Origin of the sequence: Daejeonella sp., assembly GCF_036405355.1 — a bacterium.
Lineage (GTDB): Bacteria > Bacteroidota > Bacteroidia > Sphingobacteriales > Sphingobacteriaceae > Daejeonella.
Genome location: NZ_DASWXT010000129.1, coordinates 50,295 through 63,007 on the forward strand (window position 1 = coordinate 50,295; position 12,713 = coordinate 63,007).

12 protein-coding genes are annotated in these 12,713 nt (G+C 39.5%); 4 read left to right on the forward strand and 8 right to left on the reverse strand.

The genetic code is table 11. The features are described 5' to 3' along the window. Positions 1 to 40: 40 nt before the first annotated feature. Both VGE44_RS16315 and VGE44_RS16320 read right to left on the reverse strand, forming a co-directional pair. Complete coding sequence (locus VGE44_RS16315) at positions 41 to 2,410, reverse strand: TonB-dependent receptor (RefSeq protein WP_331081118.1); 2,370 nt, start codon at positions 2,408 to 2,410, stop codon at positions 41 to 43. Between the two features lie 24 nt (positions 2,411 to 2,434). Continuing rightward, positions 2,435 to 2,779, reverse strand: coding sequence for a hypothetical protein (locus VGE44_RS16320; protein WP_331081121.1), 345 nt, complete (start codon positions 2,777 to 2,779; stop codon positions 2,435 to 2,437). A gap of 378 nt (positions 2,780 to 3,157) precedes the next feature. Here VGE44_RS16320 and VGE44_RS16325 point away from each other — a divergent pair, with 378 nt between their 5' ends. Then, the gene (locus VGE44_RS16325) at positions 3,158 to 4,495 is read left to right on the forward strand and encodes a gluconate:H+ symporter (protein ID WP_331081123.1); all 1,338 of its coding nucleotides are present in this window, start codon (positions 3,158 to 3,160) and stop codon (positions 4,493 to 4,495) included. Positions 4,496 to 5,269: 774 nt separating this feature from the next. On the opposite strand, the gene VGE44_RS16330 is transcribed toward VGE44_RS16325, so the two are convergent. Next, positions 5,270 to 6,298 (reverse strand): Gfo/Idh/MocA family oxidoreductase, encoded by a 1,029-nt coding sequence (locus VGE44_RS16330; protein ID WP_331081125.1) that lies wholly within the window; start codon positions 6,296 to 6,298, stop codon positions 5,270 to 5,272. Positions 6,299 to 6,423: 125 nt separating this feature from the next. On the opposite strand from VGE44_RS16330, the gene VGE44_RS16335 reads away from it, so the two are divergent. From VGE44_RS16335 to VGE44_RS16345, 3 genes are read left to right on the forward strand one after another with little or no spacing between them, the layout of a single operon-like run. Beyond that, complete coding sequence (locus tag VGE44_RS16335; protein WP_305660488.1) at positions 6,424 to 6,762, forward strand: hypothetical protein; 339 nt, start codon at positions 6,424 to 6,426, stop codon at positions 6,760 to 6,762. A 10-nt stretch (positions 6,763 to 6,772) separates the two neighbouring features. Beyond that, a complete protein-coding gene (locus VGE44_RS16340; RefSeq protein ID WP_331081130.1) occupies positions 6,773 to 7,474 on the forward strand; it encodes a peptidylprolyl isomerase in 702 nt (233 codons plus the stop codon). 5 nt (positions 7,475 to 7,479) lie between these two features. Beyond that, positions 7,480 to 8,247 carry an exodeoxyribonuclease III gene (locus tag VGE44_RS16345; protein ID WP_331081132.1) on the forward strand — a complete coding sequence of 256 codons (768 nt, stop codon included), beginning with the start codon at positions 7,480 to 7,482 and terminating at the stop codon, positions 8,245 to 8,247. A 247-nt stretch (positions 8,248 to 8,494) separates the two neighbouring features. Here the strand turns inward: VGE44_RS16345 and VGE44_RS16350 are convergent, their stop codons facing one another. From VGE44_RS16350 to VGE44_RS16370, 5 genes are all read right to left on the reverse strand, one after another. Further along, positions 8,495 to 9,067: a 5-formyltetrahydrofolate cyclo-ligase gene (locus tag VGE44_RS16350; RefSeq protein WP_331081134.1), complete on the reverse strand. Its 573-nt coding sequence runs from the start codon at positions 9,065 to 9,067 to the stop codon at positions 8,495 to 8,497. A gap of 90 nt (positions 9,068 to 9,157) precedes the next feature. Then, positions 9,158 to 9,718 (reverse strand): elongation factor P, encoded by a 561-nt coding sequence (efp, locus tag VGE44_RS16355; protein WP_324484883.1) that lies wholly within the window; start codon positions 9,716 to 9,718, stop codon positions 9,158 to 9,160. A gap of 130 nt (positions 9,719 to 9,848) precedes the next feature. Continuing rightward, positions 9,849 to 10,469, reverse strand: coding sequence for an ABC transporter ATP-binding protein (locus tag VGE44_RS16360; protein WP_331081137.1), 621 nt, complete (start codon positions 10,467 to 10,469; stop codon positions 9,849 to 9,851). A gap of 27 nt (positions 10,470 to 10,496) precedes the next feature. Continuing rightward, on the reverse strand, positions 10,497 to 11,282 hold the full coding sequence (lpxA, locus tag VGE44_RS16365) for an acyl-ACP--UDP-N-acetylglucosamine O-acyltransferase (protein WP_331081139.1): 786 nt from the start codon (positions 11,280 to 11,282) through the stop codon (positions 10,497 to 10,499). Next, positions 11,279 to 12,691: a bifunctional UDP-3-O-[3-hydroxymyristoyl] N-acetylglucosamine deacetylase/3-hydroxyacyl-ACP dehydratase gene (locus tag VGE44_RS16370; RefSeq protein WP_331081189.1), complete on the reverse strand. Its 1,413-nt coding sequence runs from the start codon at positions 12,689 to 12,691 to the stop codon at positions 11,279 to 11,281. The genes lpxA and VGE44_RS16370 overlap by 4 nt, the downstream gene beginning before the upstream one ends. Positions 12,692 to 12,713: the final 22 nt, after the last annotated feature.

Sequence of the window (12,713 nt, forward strand, 5' to 3'; positions counted from 1 at the left end):
AGGATTCCAACCCCAAAAACTCTGAAAATGAACTTTTTATCTATTTAAAAACAAAAGGCAGGTAAAGTCCGACAGATATATTACGTCCCTGATTGTAATAACCGGCATTCAGGTCAGCCTCATCTAAACGACCAGGTTTGAACCTGCTCAAATGATCGTAATAGGCCTTATTGAACAAATTATTTGCTGAAACGTTCACCCTTAATGGTTGTTTATTAAACATGAAGGTCGTTCCCATTGCAAGATTAACCAATGAGTATGCTCCTGTTGGGGTTTCAAAATTATCTACTCTGCTTTGTTTGAAAATATTATCAAACGCTATTGAAAAGTAAGTACTCTTCAAGCCTCCTTTAAACTCAGGCTCCAGTCTGATCTCATTCCTTAATACTGCCGCAGGAATAAATGGAAGGGCTCTATCGGTGGCCCTGTTCACTCCACGGGTATAAGAGAAGCTGTTTTCAAAATGAATCACCTCGGCCGGATGCAGGGTCAGGCTGGCTTCAATCCCTGATAAATTTGCATTATCCTGTACAAACCGATAAACCGGAAGGGTTTCAGTATCAACCACTATGGTTTCATTTCCAATCTGCCTGTTGTAGATATAATTATCAATATGATTGTTGAAAGCTCCCAGACTTGCACTGATCACATTATTATTATATTCGAAAGCAAAATCACCATAATAACTATTCTCCGGACTAAGATCATTATTTCCAACCTCATACCTGAAAGTTCCTTCATGAACCCCATCAGAACTCAGTTCAGCTATATTGGGCGAGCGGAATGCTGAACCAAGGTTGGCTTTAAAATTAAAATACTCATTAAACTCTTTTGTGAAACCTAAAGCTCCGCTAACATTGGAAAAACTGTTTGTGAAATTATTGAACTTCGGATTACCATCTTCCTCCATTTGATTACCGGTAATCTTTCGATAATCAAACCGTGCACCCATATTAAAGGTACTACTCTCCCATGATTTCTTGGCATAGGCGAAAAGACCCAATTCTCCGGATTTGTAATCAGGAATCAGTAATTCCTCAGCTCTGTTCACGTTATTTTGTGCCGAAGCAGACAATCCTATAACCGGCTCCCAGCCATTAGCCTCATTGAAGTAATATTTGAAATCTGAGCTGTATGTTTTTAGATCAAAAAAGAGGGATGGATTTATCCGGTCATCTTCCAGCTCTCTTCTTTGATTATTCTGATAAGCAAGAATGGTGCGCAATCTCCCACTACCGAGCAAAACATGGCTGTTCATTGCTACCTTATAATGTCTTATATCCTGAAAAGGAAGAAATAAGGTACGATCCTTTAACTGTTTATTTGTTAAAACTGAACCATTTTCATCTTCGAACATACCATCCGCATTTCTGGAAAAATCAGGCAATCCGATATTGTTTTGGAAACTGGATAAGTTTAAATGTGCATAACCCCATTTCTTGTTGAATCCAAGCTGCCCGCTAAAATTTGTTTCATTAAATCCTGTATTGGCTATTCTTCCGCCGGGAGCATCATAACTATAAGCACTTTTTAAGGAAGCCCTTGCACGCCAGATAAATCCATTGTTATTGCCCTGTAGCATTGCAGAGCTTCCGCTGAGTCCATTATTGCTTTGATAACTGGTCAACAATTCACCTCTTACCTGTCCTTCAGGAGATGGTAATGGCTCCAAAACATTAATTACCCCGCCCAATGCATCAGAACCGTATAACAAACTGGCTGCACCACGTAATACTTCAACCCGCTCGGCACTGTACTGATCTACTTCCATGCCATGTTCATCTCCCCATTGCTGACCTTCCTGTTTGGCTCCGTCAACCAGAGTGACTACACGGTTATAACTCAATCCCCGTATCACAGGCTTCGAAATACCTCCGCCTGTAGTAACCTGTGAAACTCCGGGAACCTTTGCAATTGCATCAATCAGATTGCCTGATGGCCGGTTAATCAGCTGATCTTTAGTTACAGCCGAAACCGCTGTACTATTTTTCCGATTGTCTGAACTGAAAGCTGTTCCGGTAATGACCACCTCTTTTGCTTCAATCACACTGGGGAAAAGTGCAAATTCAAGACTGGTCTTCTGCGAGAAATCTATCGTTTCAATAACTGTGCGATAGCCTAAATATCGAACTTCAACAAGAAAACGACCCTTTTCAGGGATATTATTGAATTTGAACTGACCGGAAGCATCAGTAACAACAGAGATTTTAAGATCCGGAATGGTAACAAGTACTCCGGGAAGGGTTTCTTTTGTTTGCCCATCAATGACCCGCCCTTCGACTGAGGCTAAATTTGCGTAAGAATTTGAAAAAGTGAATAACAATAAAATATATAAAATAACAGATTTCATTTCTATGGAATTAGAATAGTAAATAAACGGAATAGAACTGCAGGCGTAAAAACGCTGCATAACAATTAAAAAAGAATGAAAAAATTATTCCGTAGGGGGACCTCTCAGAGTAGAGAGGAGTTGTTCAACAAAGTAGGAGGTAACTTCATTATTCAGAAATACAGACATCATTGGTGATAATCTGATCTTTTCATAAAAGGAAGTCTTGGTGAAGGTTTTATCAATATGAACAGCACAAACCCAGCAATAATCGGCTTTATTCTGAACATTTACCTTTTCAGTACTGCTGGAGTTAAGCTGTTCTGATCCAGTAGAAACCGGAATCGGAGCGTGGTTGTGGAAGAAATCCAATGGAAGAAGTACAGTGGAAAAACTCAGTAATAGTATTACTGAAAAGCTTAATCCAAATGTCTTTTTAAATGCCTTCATTGCAGTATTCAACTCAAATTTACGAATAAAAGAAATTGTTTCAAAATTGCTGGATATAGAGGGAGTAACAATTTTATGGCGGATTACCTTCAAATAATTGGAAAAAGTATGACTCAACGATAGAAAAAACAAATTAAATTCAAAGAAAACAGGGATGAAAGACAGATGAAACTCGTATCTGTCCCTGTTTGATCCGAGTTTGATCCCTGTTTTATCCCTGTTTGATAACTACACTTTTCTCAATTAATTCACCTAATTCAAGACATCGTGTAAGATTGCTTCATACTCAATGATTGGAAATCTGCAATAGATATTATACGATCAAATCTGCAATAAAATAAAATTCACATTTTGAGTTTAATCTTATTAAATTCAATTATGATATCATTTATATTACTCGTAGTCAGTGTTATACTGTTGATTTTATTGAGTGCAAAGTGGCACTTACATCCATTTTTAGCATTGCTCTTTGTCGCATTATTCTTTGGGATTGTTTCAGGAATGGATTTAGATACCATCATTAAGTCAATAAATGATGGATTTGGAAACACCCTTGGTAAAATAGGAATCGTAATCGCACTCGGGGTTATTATAGGTGCATTCTTGGAATATTCGGGCGGGGCTTATAAGTTGGCGGAAATTGTGATTAAAATCATAGGTAAAAAAAGAGTGCATGAAGCCATGGGCATTGTCGGATTTATAGTCTCCATCCCGGTATTTGCCGATAGTGGTTTCATTATTCTTAGCCCGTTAAATAGAAGTCTCAGCAAAAAAGCAGGACTTTCAATTGTTGGAACTGCTGTGGCTCTTATTCTGGGTTTAATGATATCCCATGTTTTAATTCCTCCTACACCAGGTCCTATAGCGGCTGCAGGAATTATTGGTGCTGATGTTGGCCTGGTGATGCTCGTCGGACTAATTATCGGGATGTTTTCACTGATTGTGGCTATCCTTTATTCAAAGTATTATGCAGCCAGAACCTATATCGATCCGAATCCTGAATTATCTGAAGAGACTATTAATGAGAAAATAAAAAATGCACCTTCTGCAATCAAATCCTTTTTACCAATAATTACCCCAATTATCCTGATCATAGGCAAATCTATTATGGAATTTACGGTCACCGAGGGCGGGAAGGCAACCTGGTGGTTTAAAACAATTGGATTTATAGGTTCTCCTGTAATTGCCTTATTAATTGGGATGCTATTTGTGTTTTTAATCCCTAAAAAGCTGGATAAGGAAATACTTTCTACTACCGGATGGGTTGGAAAAGCAATAAATGATGCTTCTACAATCATAATTATTTCAGGAGCTGGTGGAATTTTTGGGGCAATCCTCCAAAACAGTGGAATTGCCACCACTATGGCAAATGGTTTATCAGGTGCAAACCTCGGTATATGGCTCCCATTCTTGCTTTGTGCCGCAATCAAAACAGCACAGGGCTCTTCTACCGTAGCACTGATTACTACCGCATCCATTGTTGCCCCGATGTTGCCTGGTATGGGATTCGATTCAGAAATCGAGAAAGCACTCATTGTTGCTGCAATCGGAGCCGGGGCAATGGTAGTTTCTCACGCTAACGACAGCGGGTTCTGGATCACTACCCAATTTTCAGGCATTGATGTAAAAACAGGCTATCGTACCTATACTCTGGGAACATTAGTGGTAGGGATTTCAACAGCAGTATTTGTTTATATCGCTACTTTTATTGTTTAATACAAGGCAAATTATTAATCCCGATTAAGCTTGATTCCAGTTCGAAAAGCCAAAGATATCTATGTACCAGTTCGAAATTAGAAAAGACAGTATCAAAGAAGTTAAAAAATCTATACTTATAAAACTAATAGTTCTATCATTGTTTTTATTGGGGGGTGTTTCCTACAGCTACTTTAAAAATCCTAACATTTATGTACTTCTTATCATAATTACAATTATGCTGTATGGGACAATTTCGGGGTACAATAAAGCTGTAAATCAGCAAATAATACTTTATGACAGCTAAATTCTAACCATTGATAGTGAATCGATTAAACGAGAGCAGTATGACACACCGGATGTTATTATTAAAACCTCAGATATAAGCAGAATTATTAAAAACCGAAATGGGAGCTATAGCATAAAGGGTAATTCACGGAGAAATACAATAGAGGTTCCATCCCAAATTGAAGACTATGAAAGGTTTGAAAATGTGTTATCAGGGATAAAGCAAATTTCAAAAAAGACAGGAATTCAATTTGAGGACCTGGGAATTATTTTGGTAGTATGTTCATTTGTTGCGCTATACATCACCAGGGACAAAATAATTACTGTTGTCTGTGCAGCTATTGTTTTTATAGCTTATAGTTATTCCTTCTTCATAAATCAACAAAATCAAAATATCGATAGTACAACGAAGAAAAGAAGTTGGTGGTTAGGGATTATATTTGCTATTTACTTCATCAAATCTGTATATAACCAACTAAGCTGACTATAATAGGCCTCAGCAACCCCCTAAACTTTATCCGGTTCACTTTCCAGTATTCCGATCTGGATCATTACTTCAGATTCCTTCACAGGAAACTCAGCATTGTTTCTAATAGTTTGAACTACTGCTTCGAAGAGATCCATATATTTTCCAACAGCAGATGGAACCAATTCAATAGTTTTTTCACCCTTTTCACTCATCAATGTCAGACGCCCTTCTTTACCTGCATCCTCATTTCCGAATCCGGGATCACCGGGTTTCATTCCGGCAATCAGCTGATCTTCCTGCCTATCGCAGAATGCCTTTACAAATGAACCCTTAGTACCATGAATGATAATACCCGGCTGGGGGTCGGCAACGAGGAGACTTGTGGTTATAAATACATTCAGTTGGTTTGGGTAAGTTAAGTGGATATGTCCGTAATCATCCACCAATGAATTCTTACGGTAAACGCCGGTTACTTTACGGTATGAAAGAGGCTCGCCGAGTATACAAATTGCCTGATCCAGTAAATGTGCAGCTAGATCATAAACAATGCCCGCAGCAGGAATTGGAGTTTCTTTAAAGACTTTCGGACCAATTTCTGCTCTGTAGCGATCATAGCGTAAATGCATTTCAATGATCTGACCAAGTTTTCCACTGTTTATGGTATCCCGGGTAACTTCAAAATCGCTCGAAAATCTTCGGTTTTGATACACCATCACCTTGCGGTTAAGTTTTCTTCCAAGATCAAAGATCTCTTTTGCCTCAGCTTGCGTTGGGGCGAATGGTTTTTCAACCAAAATATCTTTCCCAGCCATCAAGGCCCTTCTGGAATAATCTACGTGAGTATTACTTGGAGTATTAACAATAACCAATTCAATTTCAGGATCATTCAGAACCTCATCGAGGGTATTATAACTTTTAACATCCGGATAATCGGCATTTACCTTTTTGGTGTTGTGTTCAAGCACACCTTTAAAATGAAAGCCCGGGTGTACATGAACAAAGGGTCCGTGAAATAGCTTTCCCGACATTCCGTAAGCCAGTAAAGCAGTAACGATTGGTTTTTGCATGAACAAATATAGTATTTGAGGTGAAATTTCAAGGTGGCGAGGATTCTGTTAGTCCTGGTAAGCATGGCTTAGTCTTTTAACATCTCCTCTGGTCATATATTCCATTTTTTTACGGACTTTTGTACATGACCCCAGCAGAAATAAACGCCAAATGGAAAGTATTACAAGAGCAGATAGCGAAGGATTTTGATACAGATCTTCCCGATATGAAGGTCATGCTCTTTCTGATCGGTGTTCAGGAACTCGGCAAAGGTCCGGCAAAATTCAGTAAACGTCAGAAAGAAGAATTAATGCATATAGCCAACTGCCGCTTATTCAGTGAACTGGGTTTTTATGAACTCGAAGGCCTCGATCAGGATGGTTGGCCACACTGGAAACTTATTAAACCCATACCTGCCTATACCCTTCTGGAACAGGAAATGATCATGCGATCATTGATCATCACCTATTTTGATAGTATCTAATCCCTGAGAAATGAAAAAACTATCTGTTTTCTTACTGATATTTTTTGCCGGCTCAGTTTTCGCTAAACCCAAACATGATTTTGTAAAGATCAAAACCAGTAAAGGCGAATGCATCATCATGCTATATAACCAAACTCCTAAGCACCGTGATAATTTTCTAAAACTGAGCAGAGAAGGTTTTTATAATGGAACCCTTTTCCACCGGGTGATCAAAGAGTTTATGATTCAGGGCGGTGACCCGGATTCAAAGACAGCAAAACCGGGTCAGACATTGGGTGAGGGTGACTTGAAATATCGGGTGGAAGCCGAGTTTAGAGACAGCCTTTTTCATAAAAAAGGGGTCCTGGCGGCTGCCCGGGATAATAATCCGCAAAAAGAGTCCAGTGCCAGTCAGTTTTATATCGTTCAGGGTAAGAAATGGACCGATGCAACACTTGATGATGTTCAAATGAAAAGAATGAACGGGCGAATCATTCCCGAATCGCAGCGCAGGGTATATAAAGAACTGGGTGGAACACCACATCTGGATCAGAACTACACAGTTTACGGCGAGGTAGTTAGCGGCATCGAAATGATCGATGCAATCGCAGAGCTTAAAACAGGACCGTCTGATCGCCCTGCAGAAGATATTTCGATGATGATTAGTGTACTCAAAAAAAGAGAAGCAAGAAAAATCGAAAAGAAACTGAATCTAAAACACAATACACTTTAATTTTTATGAAGATTATTACCTATAATGTTAACGGAATTCGCTCTGCTTTAAGCAAGAACTGGCTCGAATGGTTAAAGGCCGCAAATCCGGATGTGGTTTGTTTGCAGGAAATAAAAGCCACTCCCGATCAGCTTACAGATCTGCTCCTGCTTGAGCAAATGGGCTATGAACATTACTGGAATCCTGCGGAAAAAAAAGGGTACAGCGGTACAGCCATTTTTACTAAAGTCAGTCCAAAACATGTAGAATACAGCTCCGGAATGGACGATTACGACCGTGAAGGACGCATTCTAAGAGCCGATTTTGAAGGAATTTCTGTGATGAGCACCTATTTTCCTTCCGGCTCGAGCGGAGAAGAGCGTCAGGACTTTAAATACCGTTTTCTGGAAGATTTCAGGGATTATTCCGATAAAATTAAACTTGAAATCCCAAACCTGGTGATTTCCGGTGATTACAACATTTGCCATAGGCCAATCGATATCCACAATCCCAAATCAAACGCAAATTCTTCAGGCTTTCTGCCGGCAGAGCGCGAATGGATGGAAGATTTTATCAATTCGGGCTATATTGATTCTTTCAGGCATTTCAATAATGAACCTCATAACTATACCTGGTGGAGTTTCAGAGCAAATGCCAGAGCTAAAAATCTGGGCTGGCGAATCGATTATAATCTGGTTTCAGAAAAACTGAGAGATAAACTTAAACGGGCGGCCATTCTTCCCGAAGCCAGACATTCTGATCATTGTCCGGTGCTTTTGGAGCTGGATATATAATTTTTAACAAGAGTGCTATAATGGAGAATGGATCAAAGTTTAAGAATTCTGTCTGATGTACATAAACCCGATTGAAGCGAATACCGGCCTGTGATTAAGGCCTGTGGAGTATAAGCGAAAAGCGGGGCTGGCTTTAAAAAGTTTCACATCAGCACATTTCCAAAGATAGAACCCTCAATTCCATCAAAGAACTATAATAAACCCAATCATTAAATTTAGTAATATCAAAAACAGGGGCTTTAACAAATCAAAACTCCCAGATTTTATCCGGACAAATACAAGCATCCATTTTAATATCAAACTCATTCAGGTCATAAATCTCTTCAACAGGATCGAAGTAAGATAAGCCGATCTTCTTTACATCAGGTCTGCAGGTCAGGAGAAAACGGTCATAAAAACCTTTGCCATATCCCGCACGGTTACCTAGTTTATCGAATGCCAAAAGAGGAATAAATACCAGATCGATCTGATTTGCTGAAATAATCTTTCCATGGATTGGTTCCGGAATATCAAATTTATTTCTGCCTAAAATGGTGTATTCGTGGTCATAAAGCACGTTTTCCATAAGCAGGTTTTTAAAATCGGTTCTGGGTATGACAATCTTTAAATCCGGGAAGTTCTCTTTGAAATAATTCAGAATAGAGAAGGTATCAACCTCGTTCCTCTTGCTAATAGGCAAAAAAACATGAACCATACGGTACTCCGACCAGTTAAAGAGTTTAACCTGATCCATCAGGGCATCAGTCAGCATCCAGTATTCTGAACGAGAAAGATTCTGACGCTTTTCCAGATATAAATTCCGAAGTTTCGCTTTATCCACAATACGAATGTAAAAACAATTCCGTCGAAATTTGGCTCAAAAAAAAAGGTCTTTCCATGATGAAAAGACCTTTCAAAAAAAATCTAAAAATTATTTTACTCTTTCAATGTATTCACCTGTACGTGTATCCACTCTTACCTTATCTCCCTGATTAACAAAAAGAGGAACGCGAATCTCAATTCCGGTTTCAACTGTAGCACTTTTTAAAGCGTTAGTAGAGGTATCCCCTTTAACTGCCGGCTCGGTATAAGTAATTTCAAGCTCTACACTGGTAGGTGCCTGTGCCATTATTGGCTCTTCGCTTTCAAAAGAAACAATCACATTCATTCCTTCTTTCAGAAATTTGGCTGCGTTTCCAAATAAGGTCTTTTCAATACTGAATTGTTCGAAAGTAGTATTGTCCATCACCACAAAATAATCACCTTCTTCATAGAGATACTGGTAATCACTGGTTTCAACCCGGCAAATTTCCACCTGCTCATCTGTACCCATTCTGGCTTCAACAATTTTACCTGTTTTTATATTTCGCAGCTTTCCGATGTAAAAAGCCCCTCCTTTACCTGGTGTACGGTGAATGATTTCATCCACAGTTACCAACTCGCCATTATAACGTAATATATTTCCTGATTTAATTTCTGAAGCTTTTGCCATAAGATTTTACTGATTTCGAGCCGCAAAGATATGGGCATTTTATTAATATTCCAATAATGCCCCGGGGTTAAATAGACAGGGCAATGTATCATTTAATGTTTTCAGCAAGGAACTAAGAAAAAGCACTATTTCATTTATAATCTGCTACATTCAGCTGATTCTTACAGAAACTATACTCCTGTATTTGATTGGAACATATGATGAGAATCCTATCTGCAGAATATTTTTCAACTAGCGAGAGGTACCATTCCAGGCCCTGCTGATCCAGATTTGAGGCTGGTTCATCCAGAAGAATCATATCCGTATCAGAACAAAAAGCCAGCGCAAGTTTTACCCGCTGTTTCATACCGGAAGAAAAATTCTTTATCGCTTTATGCTCAGAATGTTTCAGACCCATAAGGTCAATCATAAGATCACGATCAAGTCCGGATCTGTATTTCTTAAAGCGAAAATGAAAATCAATAAGCTCCCTTAATGTAAGCTCTTCGATGAGTTCCAGATAGGGTGCAGCCATAGATAAATACTCAAACACATTTTCCGGGTTGAGCAAAACACCTTCCCTTGTATAAGAAATTGTTCCTTCTGAGCTGCTCAGACTACCTGAAATAACTTGTAAGATAGTAGATTTTCCGGCACCGTTGGCACCCAGAATGGCATAAGAACTGCCGCTTTCAAAAACATAATTAACATCCCTGAAAATCCATTCGCGATTAAACCGGCGGCCAATATGTTCAAGGTGTATCTTCATCATGTTTAAATCCCTGTGGGATTCCGGGGTTTAGGAATTACCAAAACCCTTCATGACACCGCGGTTTGAGTTTCGGATAAAATCAATGATCTCATCCCTGATCTCAGTAGCTTCACGCTCGGTTTCAATAATATCCAGGGCTCTGGAAATATTATATTTTTTCAGGAATATGGTCCTGTAAATATCCTGGATCTCATTAATCTGCTCGGAACTAAACCCTCTGCGGCGTAAACCAACCGAGTTTATGCCAACATACGACAATGGCTCTCGACCAGCCTTGGTATAGGGAGGCACATCTTTACGCACAAGAGAACCACCTGATATAATCGAATGTGCACCAATTGAAACAAACTGGTGAACAGCAGAGGCTCCGCCAATAAAAGCATAATCCTGCACTTCAATATGTCCGGCAAGTTGTACTGAGTTTGCAATGATAACATTGTTTCCGATAACACAATCGTGAGCAATGTGAACATAAGCCATCAAAAGACAGTTTGACCCAATAGTTGTTGTATTTTTATCGAGTGCAGTACCCCGGTTGAGTGTTACACACTCCCTGATAATTGTATTATCTCCGATAGTAACTGTAGAAGCTTCCCCTTTATATTTCATATCCTGGGGAGGTGCTGAAACAACAGCTCCGGGAAATATACGGCAGTTTTTCCCGATACGGGCACCATCCATAATGGTAACATTTGAACCGATCCAGGTACCTTCACCAATAACTACGTCCTTGTAAATGGTAACAAAAGGTTCTATAACAACTGTTTCGGCAATCTTGGCCTGTGGGTGAATATATGCTAAGGGCTGGATCATACGCTTGCTTCGCTTTCTTTAACTCTGATTATTTGTGCCATCATTTCTGCCTCAACCACAATTTTTTCACCCACCATACCAACACCTTTCATCTGGCAAATACCCCTTCTGATTGGTTCCATTAAATCGCAGCGGAATACAATCGTATCTCCAGGTAATACTTGTGCACGGAATCTAACCCGATCGATCTTTAAGAAATAGGTCAGGTAATTACGTGGGTCAGGAACAGTACTAAGTACCAGAATCCCTCCCGTTTGTGCCATCGCTTCGATCTGTATTACTCCCGGAAGCACCGGTGCACCAGGAAAATGCCCTTTGAAGAATTCTTCATTCATGGTGACATTTTTAACTCCAACCACATGTGTTTTTGAAAGTTCAAGAATCTTGTCAATAAACAAAAAGGGTTGTCTGTGAGGCAAAATGTTCATGATCTGAACCACATCATACAATGGTGGAACGCTTGGATCATAAACCTGTACATTCTTTTTTGACCTCTCTTTTTTAATCTGGGATTTAATCTTCTTGGCAAAAGCAATATTTGCAGCATGCCCCGGTCTCGCAGCCATAATATGACCCTTCAGTGGAACACCAACTAATGCGAGATCACCGATCATATCCAAAAGCTTATGGCGTGCCGGTTCATTCTGATAACGTAATTCAATATTATTCAGGATACCTTCTCTGGCAACATCAATATCATCACGGTTGAAAAGTTTGGCAAGGTTCTTCAACTCATCTTTGCTTACCTGCTTATCTACGACAACAATTGCATTGTTCAAATCACCACCTTTGATCAGATCGTGTTTCAATAACATTTCAAGTTCATGGAGGAAACAAAATGTGCGGCAGGATGCAATTTCCTTTTTAAATTCTGAAAGTGTTGTTATTGCCGCATGCTGACTACCCAAAACCGGTGAGTTATAATCGATCATGCAGGTGAAGCGATAATCATCCAGGGGCATAGCAACCATCTCAACCTTGCGATCGGGTTCAGAATAATGAATATTATGTGGGATACTGTAATACTCGCGGTCTGCTTCCTGATTAACAAATCCTACATTTTCAAGTGCATCAACGAATTGGATAGAGCTTCCATCCATAATTGGAATCTCTGGTCCGTCTAGCTCCATCAAAATATTATCGACTTCTGTACCCACCAGGCTGGCTAAAACGTGCTCAACAGTATTTACGCTGGCTCCATTCTGTGTTAGGGTAGTTCCCCTTGAGGTATCGGTCACATTGTCAACATCGGCATCTATGACCGGAGTTCCCGGAAGGTCAATTCTTTTAAATTTATAACCATGGTTTTCGGGAGCGGGCTTAAATGTCATCCTTGCCACCTTGCCAGTATGTAAACCGACACCTGTCACAGAAACTTCTGATTTAATTGTTCTTTGTTTTACATTCATCGTATTAATATTCATCAGTCCG

What these genes read in the sequence shown, in the direction of transcription:
- VGE44_RS16315 (WP_331081118.1), bottom strand. Translation starts at nt 2,410, where the DNA reads ATGCAGCGTTTTTACGCCTGCAGTTCTATTCCGTTTATTTACTATTCT.
- VGE44_RS16320 (WP_331081121.1), bottom strand. Translation starts at nt 2,779, where the DNA reads ATGAAGGCATTTAAAAAGACATTTGGATTAAGCTTTTCAGTAATACTA.
- VGE44_RS16325 (WP_331081123.1), top strand. Translation starts at nt 3,158, where the DNA reads ATGATATCATTTATATTACTCGTAGTCAGTGTTATACTGTTGATTTTA.
- VGE44_RS16330 (WP_331081125.1), bottom strand. Translation starts at nt 6,298, where the DNA reads ATGCAAAAACCAATCGTTACTGCTTTACTGGCTTACGGAATGTCGGGA.
- VGE44_RS16335 (WP_305660488.1), top strand. Translation starts at nt 6,424, where the DNA reads ATGACCCCAGCAGAAATAAACGCCAAATGGAAAGTATTACAAGAGCAG.
- VGE44_RS16340 (WP_331081130.1), top strand. Translation starts at nt 6,773, where the DNA reads ATGAAAAAACTATCTGTTTTCTTACTGATATTTTTTGCCGGCTCAGTT.
- VGE44_RS16345 (WP_331081132.1), top strand. Translation starts at nt 7,480, where the DNA reads ATGAAGATTATTACCTATAATGTTAACGGAATTCGCTCTGCTTTAAGC.
- efp (WP_324484883.1), bottom strand. Translation starts at nt 9,718, where the DNA reads ATGGCAAAAGCTTCAGAAATTAAATCAGGAAATATATTACGTTATAAT.
- VGE44_RS16360 (WP_331081137.1), bottom strand. Translation starts at nt 10,469, where the DNA reads ATGATGAAGATACACCTTGAACATATTGGCCGCCGGTTTAATCGCGAA.
- lpxA (WP_331081139.1), bottom strand. Translation starts at nt 11,282, where the DNA reads ATGATCCAGCCCTTAGCATATATTCACCCACAGGCCAAGATTGCCGAA.
- VGE44_RS16370 (WP_331081189.1), bottom strand. Translation starts at nt 12,691, where the DNA reads ATGAATGTAAAACAAAGAACAATTAAATCAGAAGTTTCTGTGACAGGT.